The organism is Mesonia sp. HuA40 (genome assembly GCF_008017835.1).
In the GTDB taxonomy this organism is placed as follows: domain Bacteria; phylum Bacteroidota; class Bacteroidia; order Flavobacteriales; family Flavobacteriaceae; genus Mesonia.
Genome location: NZ_VRLT01000029.1, coordinates 233,116 through 256,429 on the forward strand (window position 1 = coordinate 233,116; position 23,314 = coordinate 256,429).

Below are 23,314 nucleotides of genomic sequence, written 5' to 3' on the forward strand. Positions count from 1 at the left end.
TTGTATACACATTTATAGACATACTAAAAAAGACGGAAGTAAAATTATAGCTGAATTCAACCTCTCATTTTTATCATAATAAATCTTTTTATTGAAACTTTTGTTTTAAAAAGTCTTTATCTTTCCTGCTCCATATTTCTATATTTTTAAAAAAGTTTTTATCACACAATAAACAGGATTTATTTGCAAGAACTTTGAATTTTTTAAATTCTCTTAGAGTGTCCAAATTTTTTGCTGCGAATAATTGATATTTAGGTGACATATAAGCCCAATATAAAACTGAAACCACGATGTAAATAATTGTTGTTGTTAAATAAGGGAAGGCGGAATCTTTTAATATTGCAGCTGCATAGAAAAAAGCAAAAATCAGCATAGGTAAGTTTATCCATAACTGCCCTACAATTATCATCTTATTAATTCTCATAATATATGGTTATATTATATTTTTTTGTTTTAAAATCCTCAAAGTGTTGCACGTGCAGTATTGGCAGGTATACAACTCCACAAATCAAAAAAAAAACGATTAAAACAAATTTTACCAGATAAAAATGTTAAATAATTTAAACCAAGCTACAATTTATTTAGGGTTTTTACAGAGAGTAATCTACAAATTAAGCTAATTCTTAATGGTATTTATATTTTAAACTATGGCTTAACCAAACTGGTAGTAGCTCAAAGTTTGATTTTGTAGCATAGCTGGTTGTTTCTAGAGATAAAAATTTTTAAACTCCCATACTTTGTAGCAAGTCAATAAAAAAACTTATTATGACGGGAATAATAAAACCTTAATGGCTATCAATACCATGGTATAAACACTTAGAGTATAAATAATTTTGGTGGTAGAAGGTTTTAATTTGTACAGCCGGTAGTTTAAGTAGAAACTAATTATTAAGGAGGGGATAAACAGCAATAAAATCTTTACGCTCATTAATTTTAAACTTATGAGACCTATGAATACCATGGAGGCCATAAATTGTAAAAAAAATAAAATTTTACCGTGTTTAACTGTAGCCAATGCTTCTTTTTGGTGCTTATATTCTTTCAAAAAATACAATATTGCCAAAAGAAGTAATAATCCGTTTAAGTAAATATCGTTCATATGTAAATAAATAACTGATTAGTCTTATTGCTGTACAGCGAGCTTGTCTTCTATTGTTAGTGTGATACCTAGATCAGGTTTTAGCATAATCTATACAACATAAAGCTGTTAGCCTTAACTTTCCTGTAAAGGCAAATAAACATAAATACAGCTTTCAAAATCATAAGTATTATAAATCACTTGGGTAGCACTTTTCATTTGTTCTTTAAAATCAAGATCATTCACATTTTTTACGAGGCTGTAAATCGCTGCTTTTGTTCAAATATATAATTTTTTTTAATTAGCTTAATTGGGCTTAAATAATTAGATATTTAAATAGACATCTGTTTCTTACTGCTAAAAATTGTATTAAACACCTTATATTTGCCGAAAATTTAAAAAGCATGAGTAAACTTTTAATTGTGGGAACGGTAGCTTTTGATGCCATTGAGACTCCCTTTGGGAAAACAGATAAGATTTTAGGTGGTGCGGGAACCTACATTGGTTTGGCAGCACAAAAGTTTGGTGTAAATAGCGCTATTGTTTCTGTAGTGGGAGGCGATTTTCCTCAAAAATACATAGATATCTTTCATGAAAAGTCTATCAATATAGATGGGCTAGAGGTAATTCAAGATGGTAAAACTTTTTTTTGGAGCGGTAGATACCATAATGATATGAATACTCGCGACACCCTAGACACGCAATTAAATGTTTTAGAAAATTTTGATCCAGTAGTACCCGATGCTTTTCAAGATGCAGAGGTGGTAATGTTGGGTAATTTACATCCTGTGGTACAAATGGGGGTGATCAATCAGGTTAAGCAACCTAAACTGATAATTCTAGATACCATGAACTTTTGGATGGATCATACGCTATCAGAGCTTAAAGAGGTGATTGCCAAAGTAGATGTTATTACTATAAATGATGAAGAAGCAAGACAACTTTCTGGCGAATATTCACTGGTAAAAGCTGCACGGGCAATCGAAGAAATGGGACCAAAATATGTGGTGATTAAAAAAGGAGAGCACGGAGCTTTGTTATTTGATAAAAATGAAATGTTTTTTGCGCCTGCCTTACCCTTAGAAGAGGTTTTTGATCCAACTGGGGCAGGAGATACTTTTGCGGGTGGTTTTGCTGGCTACCTAGCTAAAACACAAGATTATTCGTTTGGCAATATGAAAAAAGCTATAATTTACGGCTCTAACCTAGCATCTTTCTGTGTAGAAAAATTTGGCACCGAGCGCATGCTAAATCTTGAAGATCAAGAAATTGAGGAGCGACTGAAAGTTTTTAAATCCTTAACTCAATTTGAAATAGATTTAAATTAATTTTGTACCCTGCCCGCTTGGCAGGGTTTTTTAATACAACAACACAACACATTATGAGCGACGCGATTAAACATGAATGCGGAATAGCGCTACTTAGGCTAAGAAAACCTTTAGAATTTTATAAAGAGAAATACGGCACGGCATTTTATGGTGTAAATAAAATGTACCTGATGCTAGAAAAACAACACAATAGAGGTCAAGATGGTGCTGGTTTGGCGAGTATAAAATTAAACACTCAACCTGGCGAACGTTATATCAGTCGGGTGCGTTCTAACCAGGCCCAACCCATTCAAGATATTTTTGCTCAAATTAACGATCGTATCAATACCAGTTTAAAAGACAACCCAGCTTACGCGGATGATGTTGCAGCACAAAAAAAGAATATACCTTATATAGGAGAGTTGTTTTTGGGGCATGTGCGCTATGGTACTTTTGGTAATAACAGTATAGAGGCGGTACACCCGTTTTTGCGTCAAAACAATTGGATGCATAGAAATCTAATTGTGGCAGGAAACTTTAATATGACTAATGTAAGTACCATGTTTGAAAACTTGGTAGAGCTGGGGCAACACCCCAAAGAAAAAGCCGATACCGTTACAGTAATGGAAAAAATTGGTCATTTTTTAGATTCTGAAGTAGAGAAATTATATAAAAAAGCAAAAAAAGAAGGCTACTCCAAAAAAGAGGCTTCACCTTATATTGCAAAAAAATTGAATGTCGCTAAAATCTTAAAACGCTCTTCAAAAGATTGGGATGGCGGTTATGCTATGGCTGGTTTAATAGGGCATGGTGATTCTTTTGTACTAAGAGATCCTGCTGGGATAAGACCCGTTTACTATTATATTGATGATGAGGTGGTGGTTACCGCTTCAGAAAGGCCGGTAATACAAACCGCTTTTAATGTTCCTTTTGAGTCGGTTAAAGAATTAGAGCCAGGTCACGCTTTAATCACTAAAAAAGATGGTAAAACCCAAATCAAAAAAATTATTGAGCCTTTAACGCGAAAGGCTTGCTCGTTTGAACGGATTTATTTTTCGAGAGGTAGCGATGCAGAGATTTATCAAGAGCGTAAAAACTTAGGTAAATACATTATGCCCGATGTGCTTAAAGCGATAGATCACGATACGATTAATGCTGTTTTCTCTTTTATACCCAATACAGCCGAAACTTCATTTTACGGAATGGTCGAAGCTGCGCAAGATGAACTCAACCGCCAAAAGAATGAGGCTATCTTAAAGGAAAAAGAAAACCTAACCGATGAACGACTTACCGAAATTCTCTCGCATAGATTACGAACAGAAAAAATAGCCATTAAAGATGCTAAGTTGCGTACCTTTATTACCGAAGACAGCAGCCGAGACGATTTGGTAGCGCATGTTTATGATGTTACTTATGGTGTAGTAAAGCCTACAGACAATCTAGTCATTATAGATGACTCTATCGTGCGAGGAACAACTTTAAAGAAAAGTATTTTAACCATGCTCGATCGTTTAAATCCAAAGAAAATAGTGGTAGTATCCTCGGCCCCCCAAATAAGATACCCCGACTGCTATGGTATAGACATGGCTAGATTAGAAGATTTTGTGGCTTTTCGAGCTGCCTTGGAGCTTTTAAAAGAAAACAATCAATACGCTATTGTAGAACAGGTGTATGAAAAATGTAAAGCCCAAACCGAGTTAGAAGATCACGAGGTGAAAAATTTTGTAAAAGAAATATATGCACCTTTTAGCGATGAAGAGATTTCAGATAAAATAGGAGAGTTATTAAAAAATGATGCTATTACCACAGAAGTAAAGGTAATTTATCAAAAGATCGACAAATTGCATAAAGCTTGCCCTAAAAATTTAGGCGACTGGTATTTTACAGGGGATTATCCTACCCACGGGGGTAATCGCGTGGTCAATAGAGCATTTATTAACTTTTATGAAGGCAATAAAAGCCGAGCATATTAAACAAAAGTGCTAATTATTTAATTTTTTAGCTTTTTTGTTGATTTTATTCAGGTTTATTGTTTTAAAAAATATATATTTGAGTATCCATAATCTAAGTAGGTTAAGTTTATGGTAAAATTTGGGGCGAAAAGGTGGTGTTTACCACCTTTTTTTATTAGACATTTTAAAAACGCTAATTCTCTTGGTTTATTATAAAAAAACTGCCTACATTATTATTTTTTCAAATGCCGAAATTATCGGGATGAAAAAAAGTTATAACGTAGGCAGTTAACCAAAGACTTAATGAGGGTTATTTATTTCCCGTCACTGTATCTTTTTGCTACTTCTTCCCAGTTAATTACATTGAAAAAAGCATTAACGTAATCTGGTCTTTTATTTTGATATTTTAAATAGTAAGCGTGTTCCCAAACATCTAAACCTAAAACAGGGTGTCCTCCGCAGCCTACACCTGGCATAAGCGGGTTGTCTTGGTTAGGGGTTGAACAAATCTCTAATCTACCTCCTGGATGAACGCATAACCAAGCCCAACCTGATCCGAATTGACCGCCGGCAGCATTAGAAAACTTCTCTTTAAAATCGTCGAAAGAACCAAATGCTTCATCAATAGCTTTGGCTAAATCACCTGTGGGTTTACCACCTCCGTTAGGAGACATAACATCCCAAAATAAGTTGTGATTATAAAAACCACCTCCGTTATTTCGCACAGCCTTATTATCCATATCTAGATTCTTTAAGATATCTTCTATAGATTTATCGGCTAGATTGGTACCTTCAACTGCATTGTTTAATTTACTCGTATAACCTGCATGGTGTTTTTCATAATGAACCTCCATGGTTGCTTTATCGATATGTGGTTCTAGTGCATCTTTTGCATATGCTAAGTCATTTTGTTTAAAAGCCATATATTTAATTTTTTTTTAATTTATTTCCATCAAAAATAATTATAACAAATCAGTAAAGCAATAATAATATGTTATAAATTACTTAAATGATTAACACTTTTTTGAATGCTTAAACGCAATTCAATATTTACTGTTAATAATTGTATTTTCGCTTAAATTCTTATCTATGTCTACACAGCAAAAGCAGCCTTCTTTTATCATTTATAATGCTTCGGCCGGATCGGGAAAAACCTTTACCATGGTCAAAGAGTATTTGCAACTGGTTTTGCAAGCGCCAAAACCAGATTATTACAAGCATATTTTAGCCATAACCTTTACCAATAAGGCGGTTAGTGAGTTAAAATCTCGAGTGCTTCATGCCTTAATTGATTTTAGTCAAGAAGATACCCCAAAGAATAGCCGAGCTCTTTTTGAAGCTGTCGCTGAATCAGTGCAACTAGAACCCCAAGTAATCCGTAAAAAAAGTAAGGCCATAGTAAATCATATTTTGCATAATTATGCGGCTTTTGAAATATCGACTATAGACGGTTTTACGCATAGATTGCTGCGCACCTTTGCAAAAGACCTTGACATCAACGTAAATTTTGAAGTAGAGCTAGATAGCGAATTGGTAATTGAAGAAGCGGTAGATCGAGTGATTAACAAAGCGGGTAGCCAGCCTCAAATTACCCAGGCTTTAATCAATTTTGTACTCAAAAAAGCAGACGATGATAAGTCTTGGGACATCCGTAGAGATTTAACTAAAATGGCTAAGCTGTTACTGGCAGAAGACAATTTTGCTTATTTAGATTTATTGACAGAATATGAATTAAAGGATTTTAATGTCTTTTATAATCAGTTGAAATCCGCCGAAAGCGAACTAATGGAGCAAAACAAAAGGCATGCAGAGGCATTTTTTGAGTTGCTTGAACAAAATCAAATTCCAGAGAAATGTTTTAACAGAGGTTCTGTACCTGATTTTTTCAGGAAAAATTTAAACGGCGATTTGCCTAAGGTTTCGGGTGCGGTTTGGCATGAAAAAATAGCCGATAACACACTATATACAAAGAGTAAAACATCAAACGAAGAGCAAGCGAAAATAGATGCAATACAACCCCAAATAGCCGAACTTTTTTATGCGATTAGGGAAAATTATTACCAATTGAAATTTTATGCGGGTCTGGCCAAAAATGTCGACGCACAATCGTTGCTTTTTGCGATTCAAAATGAAATAGATTTGATTAAGGAAGAACGGGATATGTTGTTGATGGTAGACTTTAATAGAAAAATAAGCGAAGAAGTTAAAAATCAGCCGGCTCCTTTTATTTATGAACGCTTAGGTGAACGTTATCACAATTTTTTTATAGATGAATTTCAAGATACATCGGCCTTGCAATGGGAAAATTTGCAGCCCTTAATCAATAACAGCTTAAGCGGATTTAATACCGAAAATAAAACGGGAAATTTATTTTTGGTTGGTGATGCAAAACAATCTATTTATAGGTGGCGCGGCGGTAAAGCCGAGCAATTTATTAATTTATATGAAGGGCACTCCCCATTTTCTATCACGGGGAAAACACTCAATTTGCCTGCAAATTACCGCAGCTACAAAGAAATTATTGATTTTAATAATCGGTTTTTTACTTTTTTAAGTGATTGTTTTGCATTTGAAACCTATCGAAACTTATATGCTCAAGCCGAACAGAAAAAAGTGAAAAATGCGCAAGGTTATGTTCAGCTTGACTTTATAGAAGGTAAAAACAGCGAAGAACAAAGTTTGGCCTATGCAGCAAAAACCGTTAAAATAATACAAGAATTAAAAGAAGAAGGTACACCTTTAAGCGATATTTGTTTGCTTACGCGGAAAAACAAACATGGTATTTTATTGGCCAATCATTTGGTTGAAGCGGGCATACCCGTAATCTCATCAGATGCCTTATTGCTGAGTAAAAGTAAAACGGTAAATTTTGTGCAGCAAATATTTGAGCTAAGTCTACGCCCAGAAGATAAAGAAATAAGGTATGAATTGCTGTATTTTTTAAGTCAACAAATTACAATTCAAGAAGAAGAACTCGCTTTTTATAAAAAAAGATTATCGCTTTCTATAGAATCATTTTTTGATTCTTTACAAGTTTACGGATTTCACTTTTCTTTACAACAGTTCCAAAAATTGCCTTTATATGAAGCTGCCGAGTATGTGATAAGATCATTTAAAATTGTAGAAAAAGCCGATGCTTATCTGCAGTACTATTTAGATTTTGTTTACGAGTTTACGCAAAAAAGCCATGCGGGTTTAATGCAATTGGTTGAGGTATGGAACAAGAAAAAAGATAAATTGAGTATTGTGGCCGCTCAAGGGGTAGAAGCCGTACAAATTTTAAGCGTTCACAAATCTAAAGGACTAGAGTTTCCGGTTGTAATTTATCCGTTTGCACAGCAAAAGTTAGACGATTTTAGTCGGGATAGTCTTTGGGCATTAATAGAAGATTTTGAGCTTCCCTTAGGCTATTTAAGTGTAAATAAAGAAACACCTCATTACAGTAAAAAATTAAAAGAAGATTTCAATGTTCTAGCCCAACATAAATTACTAGATGAAATAAATGTACTGTATGTCGCATTAACGCGTGCAAAAGAGCAGTTGTATATCATCAGTAAAATAGAAACTTCTAAAACAGCTCAGCTTGAAGAAAATACTTTTGGTGTGCTATTTCAACGATTTTTAGAAAAACAAAACAAGTGGGAGGCAGATGTTAGACATTACCATTGGGGCCATAAGCCTAAGCCCAATGCAATTGAAGACAAGAAGGGGGTTATGCAGGATTTTAGCTTTATTTCAACGGCGCCAGAAAATCACCAAGCCGCTTTGATGACCAAAAATGCGAGTATGTGGCTTACGTCTCAAGAAGAAGCTATAGCTTATGGAGATATGGTACATGAGATTTTAAGTCAAATCATTACTGTAGAAGATATTCAGCCTGCTTTAGCCAATGCTGTAGAACAAGGTGATTTGAACCAAAAAGAAGCTCTCGACTACGAGCAAAGTTTCACTAAAATGGTAAATCATCCAGAGTTAAACAGCTATTTTACTAAAGCTTATACCGTTTATACAGAAAAAGAACTCTTGGTAGATCATGCTTATATGCGTTTAGATCGTCTCTGTCTCAAAAACAAAGAGGCGGTAATAATTGACTATAAAACCGGGTCTTACAGTCCCGATCATAAAATACAACTCAATGAATATGCCGAAGCAATTAAGAAATTAGGATATACGGTGAAGAAAGGTGTATTAATATATTTAGAAAACAGGCAGAACATAAAGATTGTTTATCTTTGATTTTTTAAACAAAACACTATGTATAGCAAAGAAATTAAAGCACATCTGCAAGCTCAGTTAGACGAAATTAAAGAAAATGGGCTGTATAAGAAAGAACGCATAATTACTTCACCACAAGATGCAGTAATTAAGATTGAAACTGGTGAAGAAGTTATTAACTTTTGTGCCAACAACTATTTAGGTTTGTCATCACACCCAGAGGTGATTCAAGCGGCTAAAGACACTTTAGATGAACGCGGATTTGGTATGAGCAGTGTACGTTTTATCTGCGGGACGCAAGATATCCATAAACAATTAGAACAAAATATAGCAGACTTTTATCAAACCGAAGATACAATTCTCTATGCGGCAGCTTTTGATGCCAATGGAGGGGTTTTTGAGCCTATCTTGACTAAAGAGGATGCCATTATTTCTGACTCCCTAAATCACGCTTCAATTATAGATGGTGTGCGCCTATGTAAAGCGGCTAGATACCGTTATCAAAACAACAATATGGCCGATTTAGAAAAACAACTAAAGCAAGCCAATGAAGACGGGGCACGTTTTAAAATTATAGTTACCGATGGCGTATTTTCAATGGATGGCTTAGTGGCTCCACTTGATCAAATTTGTGATTTAGCCGACAAATACGATGCTTTGGTTATGATAGACGAGTGCCATGCCACTGGTTTTATTGGAGCTAACGGTATAGGTACACTAGAAGAGAAAGATGTAATGGGTAGAATAGATATCATTACTGGTACTCTAGGTAAGGCTTTGGGTGGCGCTATGGGCGGATATACCACTGGTAAAAAAGAAATTATTGAGTTGTTAAGACAACGATCTAGACCTTATTTGTTTTCAAACTCTTTGGCTCCTGCCATTGTAGGCGCCTCAAACAAAGTATTTGAGATGCTTAATTCAAGCACGCATTTAAGAGATCAAGTAATGGAAAATACTGCTTATTTCAAAAAAGAAATGAAGGCTGCCGGGTTTGATATTATAGACGGCGATTCGGCAATTGTACCAGTTATGTTATACGATGCTAAACTTTCTCAAAAAATGGCCGATAGGTTACTTGAAGAGGGAATTTACGTAATAGGTTTCTTTTATCCTGTAGTGCCTAAAGAACAAGCAAGAATACGTGTTCAACTTTCTGCAGCACATACTAAAGCTCATTTAGAAAAAGCCGTTGAGGCATTCACAAAAGTGGGTAAAGAATTAGGAGTTATTTAGTCTAATTATTGATAAATAGGCATTTTTCATTAAGAAAACTTTATTATTTTAATTTTTGTAAATGTTAAAGAACCCTCTATTTTTGCCTAAATAACACTAAAAAAAATATTTGAATATGAAACATCTTGGCAAATTATTATTGGCATCTTTATGCTTGTTAGGAGTATTTAGCCTACAAGCACAAGATAAAAACAACCCTTGGGCGGTTGGTATTGGAATCAACGCTGTTGACGCTTATCCGGTAGGTGAAGATGCACCACGCGGGGGCATGTTCAGCGAGTTTTTTAATGTAAAAGATCATTACAACATTTTACCTTCAGTTTCTAAACTAACAATAGGTAGATACATCGGATCTGGCTTTTCTGCAGAAGTGGCAGGTTCGCTTAACCGTATCGACAAGTTTGGAGACCAAAGCGTAGATGATTTAACTTACTATGCTGTTGATGGTGCTGTACAATACAGCTTTAGAGAATTAATTAATGAAACCGGATGGTTTGATCCTTATCTAGGAGTAGGTGCAGGATACAACTGGTTAGATGATGAAGGTTTTGGAACCGCAAACGGATCTTTAGGATTTAATTTTTGGTTTACAGAAAACGTTGCTTTCAACATCCAAAGTACATATAAAAAAGCTTTTGATGATATGGAGGGGCCAGATCATTTCCAACACTCTATGGGGATTAAAATCGCCTTTGGAGGAACCGATACAGACGGTGATGGTGTTTATGACGATAAAGACGAATGTCCGAATGAGCCAGGTTTAGCCGAATTTAACGGATGTCCTGACTCTGACGGAGACGGAATTCCAGATAAAGATGATAAATGTCCTAACGAAGCAGGAAGTGCAGAGTTTATGGGTTGTCCAGACACAGATGGTGATGGTATTGCCGATCCAGAAGATGATTGTCCAAATGAGGCAGGTGTTGCATCATTAAATGGATGTCCTGATGCCGATGGCGACGGGGTTAAAGATGCTGATGACAACTGTCCTAACGAGGCAGGTCCTGCAGAAAACAACGGATGCCCATGGCAAGATAGAGACAATGATGGTGTTTTAGATAAAGACGATCAGTGTCCAGATGTAGCTGGTACTACAGCCAATAATGGTTGCCCAGAGGTTACTGTTGAAATTATCAATGAATTGAATGAATATTCTAAAACTATTTTATTCGATCTTGGTAAATCTTCAATCCGTAAAGAATCATATGAAGCTTTAGAGTCTATCGCTGATATTATGGAAGAGTACCCAAATACTGTTTTCCATATAGAAGGGCATACAGATAGTCAAGGTAGTAATAAACTAAACCTAAGACTTTCAAAAGAACGTGCAGCTTCAGTGAAAGATTACTTAGTAAACCAAGCAAATATTGATAGCAGCAGAATTACTTCTGAAGGTTACGGAGAAGAAAGACCAATAGCTACCAATAAAACTGCTGCAGGTAGACAGCAAAATAGACGTGTTGAGGTTTCTTTAGAGAAAAATAGAGACTAATTAAACCAAAATAATTATATTGAAAACGCCTCTGAAAAGAGGCGTTTTTTTATTTTTAGGCTATGCAAACATTTATAGAAGAGACGGTATCTAAAATTTTAAAACAGGAACCCAGTCTAGAGCATTGTAAATTTATTTTACCCAGCAAGCGAGCAGGGGCATTCCTCAAAGAAATCTTACGCAAAGAGGTAAAGGATACAATTTTTGCTCCAGAAGTATTAAGTATAGAAGAGTTTATACAAGAAGTAAGTGGGCTAAGCCTGTTGCCTGCTAACAAGACTTTATTTAAATTCTATGAATCGTATGAGGCCATAATGCCAAAAGAGAAAAAGGAAGATTTTGAAACATTTTACGGATGGGCACATACGCTTTTGCACGATTTTAATGAAATTGACCGTTACTTAATCGATACCGATAGTTTCTTTAATTACTTGGGCGATATTCAAGATATCAACCATTGGTCAAAACAAGAAAGAAAAACCAATTTAATCCAAAATTATTTGGCATTTTGGAATGCTTTGCCAGGCCTTTACCAACATTTTGTAGCCAACTTGCTTAAACAGAAAAAAGCCTATCAAGGATTGATTTATCGCGTAGCAGCCGACCAAATTAAAGACTATATTGAAAATAATAAGCAAACCAAGCATTATTTAATTGGTTTTAACGCCTTAAATAATGCAGAGCAAACCTTGCTTCAAGAATTACTAACGAGAGCACAAGCAGAAATATTCTGGGACATCGATCAATACTTTTTAGATAAAAATTATCATGCCGCAGGGCTATTTATAAGGCGCTATAAAAGCGAATGGCCTTACTACCAAGACAAAAAGTTTCCTGAAATGCCCAAAAATTATTATAATTCTGGCGAAATTCATTGTACTGGTATACCTAAGAATGTAGGACAAGCTAAATACATAGGGAACCTACTTCGTAGTTTCTCAGAAGAGAAAATTCAAAATACCGCTCTGGTATTAAACGATGAAGGCCTATTGCCAGTACTCTTAAATTCTTTGCCAGATAATGTGCAGGCTGTGAATATTACCATGGGTTTAAAATTAAGTCAAACCCCATTGGCAAGCTTTTTTGAAACGCTTTTCGCAATTCAACTTTCGGGAGGTAAGAAGATTTATTACAAGCAATTTTTAGAAATAGTTAAGCATCCTTTTATGCAACAACTATTAGCCAAAGACGTAACTAAATTACAGCATCACGTAGCCGAAAAAAATAGGGTATATTTTGTTTTAGAAGAATTACGTGATTTATGTAAAGCAGAATCATATGAGTTGCTTAAACTTTGCTTTTCACAAAAGAAAAAGCCAATAGAGATCTTGGAAAACTTTTTACAGATCATTGAAATTTTTGAAAAGTTTTTTACCACCCAAAAAGCTCTAGAGCGGGAGTACATTTATCACTTTCAGAAATTATTCAATCAACTGCAAAACCTACTCGATGAGGTAGATCAAATTAAAAGCATCTCGGCACTTCATCGGTTTTATAGGGATAGTATTAATCAACATCAACTTGATTTTACGGGTGCTCCATTTAAGGGCTTGCAAATTATGGGAATGCTAGAAACCCGGGTATTAGATTTTGATACGGTAATTATGGCTGGTGTGAATGAGGGTATACTACCGGCAGGAAAGAGTAATAATTCTTTTATTCCATATGATTTAAAACACCAGTATGGTTTGCCTACCTTTAAAGAAAAAGACGCTATATATACCTATCACTTTTATAGATTACTACAAAGAGCCAAAGATGTACACTTGTTATTTAACTCTAATTTTGAAGGCTTGAATGCCGGAGAAAAAAGCAGATTCATCGCTCAATTAGAATACGAGCGGCAGCTTAAGGTTACCCATTGGATGCCAGAGGCACGAATCAATAAAGAAACCCCTAAAACTAGTAAAAAAACTGCTTTAATGCTTAAGGAATTGACCAGTATGGCCAAAAAGTTTTCCCCATCGGCACTTTCAAGCTATGTACGGAATCCTCAAGATTTTTATAAACAATATTTATTAAAAATTAACGATCAAGAAGAAGTCGAGGAAACAGTAGCCTACAATACCCTTGGGAGCATCATTCACGACACACTCGAGAATATATATAATCCATATAAGGGGCAATTTCTAAGCGCAAATATTATTGATCAACTCGATAAAATTTACGAAAAAGAACTGCAAAAACAGTTTGCCAATACTTATGCTCAATCCAAAAACCTATTTGGTCAAAACTTGTTGATTTATGCTGTGGCTAAACGATATATAAAACGGTTTTTAGCCCTAGAAAAAAAAGAGTTGAAAGATAATAAAATTGAATTGCTTGCACTTGAAGTACCCCTCAAAATAAAATTAAATACCAAAAACGATTGGGGAATAGGAGGGAAGATTGATAGAATAGACCGTAAAAATGGAGTTTTGCGTATCATCGACTATAAAACCGGTTTAGTAACTCCTAGCCAGTTGAAAATTAAAGATTTTGATACCATTATCAACGATTACCAATATAGCAAAATTTTACAGGTTTTATGTTATGCTTTAATGATGCAGCGCACTCAAGGTTTCGATCAAGCTCAAGGCGGAATAATTTCATTTAAAAATTTAAAAAATGGGTTTATGCCGGTTAAGCAGGATAAAGAAACTTTTATTGATGCAAAATTATTAGCCGATTTTGAAGCGACTTTATTAAGTTTGATTGAAGAAATACTCAATCCTAAAATAGATTTTGTAGAAAAAGAGGTGTAAAAAGCATTGATTTTTAAGATCTAGAAAAAGGCTAAGAATTCAATAAAAAATGAGGTGCATTTAAATAAAAAAATTATATTTGTACCCAACAAAGTCAGGGGAATTAGCTCAGCTGGCTAGAGCGCTACGCTGGCAGCGTAGAGGTCATCGGTTCGACTCCGATATTCTCCACTTTTTTTCTCCTTTCTAGAAATAACTTTTTACCATCCAAGCATTTTTTAAAAGTAGCCGCAAAGATTCTGGGTTTAATTAATATAGCCTCATTTAATCAGGGTTTGTACTTCCTAAAGCAATAAAAGATTTTTGTGAGATCACTATTAAAAGTAACCTACATCTTATAAATCCATAAAGAAGGATCTAAATAGGTGGTATTTTTAAAAATATAAAAATTTAGTGTGGGTCTTTGTGTAGCAGTTGCTTTTCCCACTTGACCAATCATTTGGCCGCGAGAAATTTTTTCACCCACCTCAACACGAATATCGTTAAGGTTATTATACACCGATATAAAATCACCGTGTCTAATCATAACGGCTTTATTGGCGCCTTTTATAGCCTGGATTTTAAACACTTCACCTTTAAAAATTGCTTTTACGGGTTCATTATTATTCGTTTCTATACGAACACCATTATTCATAATTTTAACCGTATGAATGGTTTTTGAAGGGTGTTCACCAAATTTCATGGTAACTACTCCAGATTTTACAGGCCAGGGTAATTTACCCTTATTGGCAGCAAAGTTTGCCGCCAGCTCTTTGGCTTCTGGTGTTAAAGCAAATTTGTTCTTGCTAACTTTAGCGCCTTTCTTCTTGTTTTCTGCTGCGATGGCCTCGCGAATTAATTTCTGAATTTGCGCATCTATTTCGCTAATTTCCTTTTGTCTCTCTGCAAGTTGGGCTTTAAAGCTTCCTGTTTTTTCTCGAACTTCAGCAATGAGTATTTCTTGCCTTCGTTTATCTTCTTTGAGTTTTTGTTGGGTTTTTCGGTTATCGGCTAGCAAAGATTCTTTGGCTTTACGCTGCTCAATTAATTCATTGTTTAGCTTTTTTAACTCTTGTGTTTGTGCTTTAATTTCCTCCCCTTGCTGGTGCCTGTAATCGGCATATTGTTTCATATATTGCAACCGCTTATAGGCTTGCAAAAAGCTTTCTGATGAAAGCAAAAACATCACCCTGCTTTTTTGAGATTTACTTCGATAAGATTTGCTAATCATTTTTGCATAATCAGCTTTTAATTGCTCTAGATCTTTGCGTAGTTTGGTGATTTTACTCAAATTTTCATTTATCTCACGGGTAAGCAAATTAGCCTGTTGGTTGGTCACTTTTATCAGTTGTTGAGTTGAGCTTATTTTACGCTCAATATCTTCAACTTGAACCAGTAGCGACCTACTTTTTTCCTGGTTGTTTTCTAGTAAATTATTGATTTGCGCAATTTCTTTTTTTAATGCGATACGTTTTGCTTCAAGCCGTTCACGAGCCGTGCTTTGTGCTAACACCGGTGTGGTTAGCAGCAGGCATAAGAAAAACATAAAAAAGGTAAAGTGCGTTTTATAAATCATGGTAATTCTATGGCTTTATATCCTTTTGGGATTTCAAATGGGAAGCTTACAGGCTTATTCACTTCTATACTTCTGTAATCGATTTCAATTTGTGTTTTTTCGTTTACTTTGTTTGCTTGTATATCAATTTTTTTAGGAAACCAAAAATCGTTAATTTTTTGATATTCGGGATAATTTATGCGAATACTTTCGGCCTGACCTAATTTATGATAATGTTGAGCATTTAATCGGAAATGAGCCGGATTTATTAATAAAGTTTGGCTCAAAAAAGCATTGAGTTGAGCGGTAAGCTTATATTCCTTTTCTTGATATAATAAATCGTATTTACCTTTTGTAGCAGTAAGCATTGCTTGTCCCAACAAAAGATTTTGTACTTGATCAAAATCAACTGGTAAATTGAGCCATTCACTAAGCAATTCAAAATCACCATCAAAGTAAGTTTGGTCTATTTTCTCATAGTATTGTACCCTATTTGGAGTGATATAAACTTTGGCTAAAGGAATAATCCCTGCCAGTTTTGCACTCAACCAAATGGCTTTATCTTTTTCTATTCGTGCACTAATAGCAATAGATTGTGATTCTTCTTTGCTGGTGTAGCTTCCGCGTAAGCGTGCTTGTAAAGTTTTGATAGCGGGAAAAGACTTCTCGTGAATCTTGGTAAGTTGCCTAACCGAGACATCTTTTGAAACCTTACCACTTAGGGGTTTACTGGTTTTACAGCCCAAGAGAATAAGGCTAACCGCAAACAAATAAATTATATTTTTAAGCATTCCACTAGCGATTTTTTAAATTTTGAAGTTGATTTTTGTATGATTGAATTTTTTCTGAGTTATTCATTTCTTGATAGTAATTGATTAAGGCCCTATAAATATCTGCCTGTAAATTTGGGTTATTTACTACCAGATCTAAACTGATTAGAAGGTTTTTCTCTGCAGCTTCAAGTTTAAGCGTGTTTAACTGTCCCCAACCTAGGGTATAATAAAAAAGTGCTTGAGAGGGGTATACATCAATTGCTTGTTGGCTAACTTCTAAGAGTACCTCATATTTTTTTAGCTTTTGGGCTAAAATAAGTACGTTTTTAAGGGTTTCAAAATGGTAAGGATCTTCTTGTAGTTTAGAGATATAATGATTAAATGCAGCAAGCTGATTTTCATCGATCATATATTCAGCTACTAGTTCGTTATTTGCTTCACGCTCGATTTCGGTTTCAACCAAAGCTAAAAATTCATTTTTATATTGCGGTTGTTCCTGGACAAATTGTGCAAAATCTTGTAACACCCTCTTTTTTATAGTTAGATTATCAACATTTTTGATTACTTTGTTTATAGATGTGATGGCTTGATTAAATTTTTTGTCTTTGAGATATTGCTTATATAGGGCATAATGAGCTGCAGGAGCGTTGGCATTTACTCGTAGTAATTTTTGGGCAACTTGCATCATTTTATCCAATTCATTCTGTTCTTGATAAAACTGCATTAAAACCAGGTAAGCATCTTCCTCTCCAGTATGCTTTTCGATATAGTTGCGCAAGTAAGTTTCTTTAAGACTAGCTGGAGCCTTTTGAAATATCTTTTTTTTAAAATTTTCTCTATATTCAGAATAGCCTTCTTGCAAATTTAAATAGTCTATACTCTCCAGTGCAGCTTCATAATTATTGGTAAGGAAGTATAAATTGGCTAAATCTTCATAAAACAGGTTGTTTTTTTTAGCAAATTCTTGTGCTAGAGGTATGGCTTTTTTGTATTGATATGTTTTTAGATAAACATTAAAAAGTAAGCTTTTAGCTTCTCGCTTTCGCGGATATTTTTCAGTCAAAGGTTTAAGCAAATTTTCGGCTTCTTCGTATTTTTTTAAGGCCAAATAATTTTTACCAAGTTCTAAATCTACCGCTTGGCTACGATCAAATTTTTTGGCTTTTAATAATAAATTTATAGCCTGCTCATGGTTTAAAATAGCTTTTTGCGCCAAGGCATCAAAAAAAAGTTCTTGAAATTCGTCATTTACTTGACCCAAGTTAGCCTGATTAATCGAATCGGAAACAATAGGACTTTTTTGAGCATAAAACTTTTGCTGTACTCCAGTAATGGTGAACAGAGAACACATAAAAAGTCCTATTGCATACTGCTTCATCTTAATCTAAAATGGAATAATCTCCAATGCTAATTTTTGTGAATTTACCATCAAATGTCGCGTGATTTCCAATCATAGCCTCATCGAGTTGTGCATTTCTAATGTTACTATTGGTTTGTATTAAACTGTTTTTTATCTGACTGTTTTCTATGCTACACGCCTCTCCTATAGAAACATTTGGACCAACCGTAGTGTTCACCAATTTAACGCCTTTACCAATATAGCAAGGAGGAATTATGGTTGATTGTTCTAAAATAATATCATCTGAAACAAGTTGCTCTTTTTGTTCTTGATGCAAAAAATTAAGCATGCGCTTATTGGTTGCAACCGTTACAGTTTTATTACCGCAATCCATCCATTCATCTACCTTTCCAGGCTTAAAGACCAAACCTTTTTGCTTCATTTTTTCTATGCCATCATTGATTTGATATTCTCCGCCACGCATTAATTTCTCGTCAAGAACCAATTGCAATTGATTTTTAAGTACACTTACATCTTTAAAGTAATAGATACCGATAACGGCAAGGTCTGATACTTTATCTTTTGGTTTTTCAACCAAATCTGTTATTTCATTTTTATCATTTAATTTTACCACACCATAAGCTTCGGGGTTCTCAACTTGTTTTACCCAAATTACACTATCGGCTTCTTTATCTAACGTGAAATCTGCCTTGAATAGTGTATCCGCGTAAGCGATAACTGCAGGACCACTTAAAGAGTCTTGTGCGCACATAATGGCATGACCAGTGCCCAATGGCTGATCTTGAATATAAATACTCGCTTTGGCACCTAAATTCTGGGCAATCTGCTTAAGCTTTTCTTCTATTTCCAGACCAAAATCTTTTCCTATTACAAAAGCGATTTCATCTATTGGCGCATCGAGTACTTGTGCAATATCTTCTACAAGGCGTTGCACAATGGGTTTACCCGCAATGGGTATTAGTGGTTTTGGTACAGTGAGGGTATGCGGTCTTAAACGCGAGCCTCTGCCCGCCATAGGTACAATAATTTTCATAAGATATTTTTAATGTCGTTTTAACTTATTTTCCGGTGCTACCAAATCCTCCGGCGCCACGTTGGCTTTCCTCGAGAACGCTAACTTCTTTTAGGTTGGCTTGCTCGTGTTGGGCAATAACCATTTGTGCGATACGCTCACCGTCTTCTATAACAAAAGATTCTTGCGAGAGGTTTACCAAAATAATGCCTATTTCTCCTCGGTAGTCGGCATCGATTGTGCCTGGAGAATTAAGTACAGTAATACCTTTTTTTAAGGCTAAACCGCTACGAGGTCTTACTTGAGCTTCGTAGCCAATAGGAAGTTCTATAAATAAGCCTGTTTTAATTAGGGTGCGCTCTAGCGGACCTAAAATAACCTTGTCTTCTAGATTGGCGCGTAAATCCATTCCTGCTGCTCCTTGTGTAGCGTACTGCGGTAACGGATGTTTAGATTTATTAATGATTTTAACGGTCATAGGACTAGTTATAAGAATTGAGCGATAAATTTTCTCTCTTTTATGTATATGATTCCCAAAAATAAGAAAAGTAACAAGCTTCCTATATATAAATCGCTGTTAAATATGTAGAATGAAGCAAATGAAAAACCGATTCCTAATCCTAAATAAATTAAAATATTGGTTAAATCGTAGGGTATGTGGTAGTATTTTCTTCCGTAAAGATAAGAAATCACCACCATGATGACATAGGCAGCAAGAGTAGCATAAGCTCCGCCCATAAAGCCGATTATAGGAATAAGGCTGTAATTGAGTAGAATGGTAATGCCTGCTCCTAAAACCGAAAAATACATACCATAACGGGTTTTATCGGTTAGTTTATACCAGTAGGCTAGATTAAAATAAATACCTAAGAATAAATTAGCCAGTAAGACGACGGGTACAATGTTTATGGCTATCCAATAAGAATCATCTCTTACTATTAATCGTTTAAAAAGATGCAAATAAACGCATACAAACACTAGCATTAAACTACCTAATATCACAAAGTACTTCATAATAATAGCATAGGTTTGTTTTGCGTTTTTTTGTGCAGCGTGGTTAAAGAAAAATGGCTCGGCGCCGAGACGAAAACCTTGAATAAAAATGGTCATGAAAACCGCAATTTTATAGCAAGCAGCATAGGCTCCATTGATATCCTTATTTAGCAGTTGAGGTATAAGCCATTTATCAAAATTTTCATTTATTACATAGGCTAATCCAGCCACCATTATAGGCCAACCGTATTGTATTAACTGCTTAAAAATTTTTGTATCAAATTGCCATTTTGTTTTAAAAAAATAAGGCGACAACAAAAGCAGAGTGAACAAACTGGCCACTAGGTTAGCTATGAAAACATAGGTAACTAGATCGTGAGAATAATCTAGAAAACCCAAAGACCAATTGGTTTGGGGGATAAACCACAAAAAAAAGTAGTTAAGTCCTACATACAAAGCGATATTTAAAATTTTAATTACAGAAAATTTTATGGGTTTCCCTATGGCCCGCAAATAGGCGAAGGGGATTACCACAAGGGTATCTAAAGCAATTACCGCAATGAGTAGATTAAAGTATTCTTGTTTTAAATTGACCCATTCTGCTAAAAACGCACTGTTAAGGTAAACGCCGACTATAAAGGCTAAAGTAGTAAAGGTAAGACTTATAAATGCCGTAGAAAATACCTTTTCTTTTTCTTGATGTTTACTAAAAAACCTAAAAAAGGCAGTTTCCATTCCATAGGTGAGTAAAACATTAAAAAAAGCAGCATAAACATAAAAAACGGTGTTGTCTGAGTAATCTTCGTTTTCTAGTGTAACTGTAAGTAAAGGAACCAATAAAAAATTCATTAATCGTGGTAAGACGGTGGCCATACCATAAATTAATGTGTCTTTAAAGAAATTATTTAATGTGTTCAAGGCTCTTTAGTTGAGGTTTTAAAAGTAGGTATTTATTAGCAATCTAGCAATGCGGTAAGTTATATACAAGCGGTTTGGATTAAGCTTAAAGCGGACAAAAATAGGGTATAAAAAAAGCCTCGGGAACCGAGGCTTCAATATTTTATTTATATAGACTAACCATTAAGTGCTTCTGCACCTCCTACAATTTCTAAAATCTCGTTTGTAATCGAAGCTTGTCTAGCTTTGTTATAAGATAATTTTAGAGCGTCTCTTAACTCTGTAGCATTGTCTGTTGCTTTGTGCATAGCGGTCATACGAGCACCATGTTCAGAAGCAAATGAATCGCGCAGTGCTTTAAACAATTGCATCTTTAACGATTTAGGAATTAGCTCTTCTATAATTTCGGTTTTATTAGGCTCAAACTTATAGTCGGCTAGCGTATTTTCCTCTTGCTCTTGATTTAGCGGCTCAATAGGTAAAAACTGTTCTGTTTTTACAATTTGGGTTGCAGCATTTTTAAAAGAATTATATACTAAAATAACGCGATCGTATTTCTTATCGATGAAATCTTGCATGATTTCTTCAGCAAGAAGAACAACCTGGTCAAATTCTAAATGATCAAAGATAGCGGTATCGTTTTTAGCGATAGTAAAATCTTTTTTCAAGATATCATTGGCTTTTTTACCCAGAGTAAGTAAGCTAACTTTTTTATCTTTTAAATCGTTTTGAATTAGATTCTTTGTTCCTTTTACGATGTTTGAGTTAAAAGCACCAGCCAAACCTCTATTTGACGAGATAGCCACGACCAATACATTCTCTACTTCACGCTGTTCAGCAAATTTACTATTTGCACCCTCGTCTAAAGACGCGCTTAAGTTTTGAAGCAATTCTGTCAACTTATCTGCGTAAGGACGCATAGCGGTAATGGCATCTTGCGCTTTGCTCAATTTTGCTGCCGATACCATTTTCATGGCACTGGTAATCTGCATAGTTGAAGATACCGAACTAATTCTGCTGCGTAACTCTTTTAAATTTGCCATTATAAAATTATGAATTTAAACTTCAGCAGTACTAATAAACTAGTACTGCTAAAGTTCATTTTTATTTTTTATATTTTCCAGATAACTCTTTCGCTACTTTTGTCATCACATCTAAAGTCTCATCGGTTAACTTACCGGCTTTTAATGTGTCTAAAACATCTCTATGTTTAGCATCTAAGAATTCTAGGTACTCTTTTTCAAATTCTTTTACGCGATCAACAGGAACTTCTTTCAACAAGTTTTTAGAACCCGCGTAAACAATTGCAATTTGATCCTCTACTGGGTAAGGGTCGTTTTGAGCTTGTTTTAAGATCTCAACGTTACGCTTACCTTTTTCGATAGTGCTTAAAGTTGAGGCATCAAGATCAGATCCGAATTTAGCAAAAGCTTCTAGCTCTCTAAACTGCGCTTGGTCTAATTTTAAAGTACCGGCAACTTTTTTCATCGATTTAATCTGAGCCGAACCTCCTACACGAGAAACCGAGATTCCCACATCAATTGCTGGACGTACACCGGAGTTAAATAAGTCTGAAGTTAAGAATATCTGACCGTCAGTAATCGAAATTACGTTAGTTGGAATATAAGCCGAAACGTCGCCCGCTTGAGTTTCAATAACAGGCAAAGCAGTTAAAGAACCTCCACCTTTTACACGATCTTTTAAAGAATCGGGTAGGTCATTCATGTTTTTTGCGATATCATCATCATTGATCACCTTTGCAGCACGTTCTAATAATCTTGAGTGTAAGTAAAATACATCTCCAGGATAAGCTTCACGTCCCGGTGGTCTTCTTAATAATAAAGATACCTCACGGTAAGCCACGGCTTGTTTTGATAAATCATCATAAATAATTAAGGCTGGTCTACCAGTATCTCTAAAATACTCACCAATAGCAGCACCGGCAAATGGAGCATAAACCTGCATAGGGGCAGGATCTGATGCATTTGCAGCCACGATAGTAGTGTAGGCTAATGCCCCTTTATCTTCTAAAGTTTTAGCAATTCCGGCAACGGTAGATGCTTTCTGACCTACAGCTACATAAATACAGTAAACAGGTTCTCCTCTATCGTAAAATTCTTTTTGGTTAAGAATAGTATCAATACAAACGGTGGTTTTACCAGTTTGTCTATCTCCAATCACCAATTCACGCTGTCCTCTTCCTACTGGTACCAAAGCATCAATAGATTTGATTCCGGTTTGTAAAGGTTCTGTAACGGGCTCTCTGTAAATTACCCCAGGAGCCTTACGCTCTAGTGGCATTTGAACAGTATCCCCTGAAATAGCCCCTTTACCATCAATAGGTTTTCCAAGTGTATCTACTACTCTACCAACGATACCTTCTCCTACTTGAATAGAAGCAATTTTCTGAGTTCTCTTTACGGTATCCCCTTCTTTAATTGCTTTTGAAGCACCTAAAAGTACTACTCCAACATTATCTTCTTCTAGGTTAAGTACCATTCCTTCTAAACCTCCTTCAAACTCAACGAGTTCTCCGTATTCTGCATTGGTAAGGCCGTAAACATTGGCAATACCATCACCTACGGTAAGTACGGTTCCTACTTCATTTAAGGAAGCTTTTCCCTCAAATCCGGATAATTGTTTTTTTAAAATTGCTGAAACTTCAGCAGGATTTACTTCTGCCATAATTATTTAGTATAAATGAATACGTGCACGTATCGT

General features: G+C 35.2%; 17 protein-coding genes and 1 tRNA gene. 7 read left to right on the plus strand and 11 right to left on the minus strand.

Annotated elements, in window-relative coordinates; genetic code table 11:
- Positions 1-88: 88 nt before the first annotated feature.
- Positions 89-424 carry a hypothetical protein gene (locus FT993_RS07320; RefSeq protein ID WP_147861888.1) on the minus strand — a complete coding sequence of 112 codons (336 nt, stop codon included), beginning with the start codon at positions 422-424 and terminating at the stop codon, positions 89-91.
- A 339-nt stretch (positions 425-763) separates the two neighbouring features.
- Positions 764-1,099 (minus strand): hypothetical protein, encoded by a 336-nt coding sequence (locus FT993_RS07325; RefSeq protein ID WP_147861889.1) that lies wholly within the window; start codon positions 1,097-1,099, stop codon positions 764-766.
- 383 nt (positions 1,100-1,482) lie between these two features.
- On the opposite strand from FT993_RS07325, the gene FT993_RS07330 reads away from it, so the two are divergent.
- Both FT993_RS07330 and FT993_RS07335 read left to right on the plus strand, forming a co-directional pair.
- Complete coding sequence (locus tag FT993_RS07330) at positions 1,483-2,406, plus strand: PfkB family carbohydrate kinase (protein WP_147861890.1); 924 nt, start codon at positions 1,483-1,485, stop codon at positions 2,404-2,406.
- A gap of 53 nt (positions 2,407-2,459) precedes the next feature.
- Complete coding sequence (locus FT993_RS07335) at positions 2,460-4,358, plus strand: amidophosphoribosyltransferase (protein WP_147861891.1); 1,899 nt, start codon at positions 2,460-2,462, stop codon at positions 4,356-4,358.
- Positions 4,359-4,651: 293 nt separating this feature from the next.
- Here FT993_RS07335 and FT993_RS07340 read toward each other — a convergent pair whose 3' ends face one another.
- Complete coding sequence (locus FT993_RS07340) at positions 4,652-5,260, minus strand: superoxide dismutase (protein WP_147861892.1); 609 nt, start codon at positions 5,258-5,260, stop codon at positions 4,652-4,654.
- 166 nt (positions 5,261-5,426) lie between these two features.
- Here FT993_RS07340 and FT993_RS07345 point away from each other — a divergent pair, with 166 nt between their 5' ends.
- From FT993_RS07345 to FT993_RS07365, 5 genes are all read left to right on the plus strand, one after another.
- Positions 5,427-8,573, plus strand: coding sequence for an exodeoxyribonuclease V subunit beta (locus FT993_RS07345; protein WP_147861893.1), 3,147 nt, complete (start codon positions 5,427-5,429; stop codon positions 8,571-8,573).
- Positions 8,574-8,591: 18 nt separating this feature from the next.
- On the plus strand, positions 8,592-9,788 hold the full coding sequence (gene kbl, locus FT993_RS07350; protein ID WP_147861894.1) for a glycine C-acetyltransferase: 1,197 nt from the start codon (positions 8,592-8,594) through the stop codon (positions 9,786-9,788).
- A 115-nt stretch (positions 9,789-9,903) separates the two neighbouring features.
- The gene (locus tag FT993_RS07355) at positions 9,904-11,280 is read left to right on the plus strand and encodes an OmpA family protein (protein WP_147861895.1); all 1,377 of its coding nucleotides are present in this window, start codon (positions 9,904-9,906) and stop codon (positions 11,278-11,280) included.
- 62 nt (positions 11,281-11,342) lie between these two features.
- On the plus strand, positions 11,343-14,024 hold the full coding sequence (locus FT993_RS07360; protein WP_147861896.1) for a PD-(D/E)XK nuclease family protein: 2,682 nt from the start codon (positions 11,343-11,345) through the stop codon (positions 14,022-14,024).
- A 97-nt stretch (positions 14,025-14,121) separates the two neighbouring features.
- Positions 14,122-14,195 (plus strand) — tRNA-Ala (locus tag FT993_RS07365).
- A gap of 157 nt (positions 14,196-14,352) precedes the next feature.
- Here the strand turns inward: FT993_RS07365 and FT993_RS07370 are convergent.
- The 8 genes from FT993_RS07370 to atpA form a co-directional block, all read right to left on the minus strand.
- On the minus strand, positions 14,353-15,579 hold the full coding sequence (locus FT993_RS07370; protein ID WP_255504445.1) for a murein hydrolase activator EnvC: 1,227 nt from the start codon (positions 15,577-15,579) through the stop codon (positions 14,353-14,355).
- Positions 15,576-16,349 (minus strand): DUF4292 domain-containing protein, encoded by a 774-nt coding sequence (locus FT993_RS07375; RefSeq protein WP_147861897.1) that lies wholly within the window; start codon positions 16,347-16,349, stop codon positions 15,576-15,578. Before FT993_RS07375 ends, FT993_RS07370 begins: the two co-directional genes overlap by 4 nt.
- Before the next feature lie 4 nt (positions 16,350-16,353).
- Positions 16,354-17,709 (minus strand): lipopolysaccharide assembly protein LapB, encoded by a 1,356-nt coding sequence (locus FT993_RS07380; RefSeq protein ID WP_147861898.1) that lies wholly within the window; start codon positions 17,707-17,709, stop codon positions 16,354-16,356.
- A gap of 1 nt (position 17,710) precedes the next feature.
- A complete protein-coding gene (locus FT993_RS07385; protein WP_147861899.1) occupies positions 17,711-18,724 on the minus strand; it encodes a sugar phosphate nucleotidyltransferase in 1,014 nt (337 codons plus the stop codon).
- A 25-nt stretch (positions 18,725-18,749) separates the two neighbouring features.
- Positions 18,750-19,181: a dUTP diphosphatase gene (dut, locus tag FT993_RS07390; protein WP_147861900.1), complete on the minus strand. Its 432-nt coding sequence runs from the start codon at positions 19,179-19,181 to the stop codon at positions 18,750-18,752.
- Between the two features lie 8 nt (positions 19,182-19,189).
- Positions 19,190-20,614, minus strand: a complete 1,425-nt coding sequence (locus FT993_RS07395) for a lipopolysaccharide biosynthesis protein (RefSeq protein ID WP_147861901.1) — start codon at positions 20,612-20,614, stop codon at positions 19,190-19,192.
- Positions 20,615-20,769: 155 nt separating this feature from the next.
- On the minus strand, positions 20,770-21,636 hold the full coding sequence (gene atpG / locus FT993_RS07400; protein ID WP_147861902.1) for an ATP synthase F1 subunit gamma: 867 nt from the start codon (positions 21,634-21,636) through the stop codon (positions 20,770-20,772).
- A 61-nt stretch (positions 21,637-21,697) separates the two neighbouring features.
- Entirely contained in the window at positions 21,698-23,278 is a 1,581-nt protein-coding gene (atpA, locus tag FT993_RS07405) for a F0F1 ATP synthase subunit alpha (protein ID WP_147861903.1), read from the minus strand.
- Positions 23,279-23,314 lie beyond the last annotated feature (36 nt).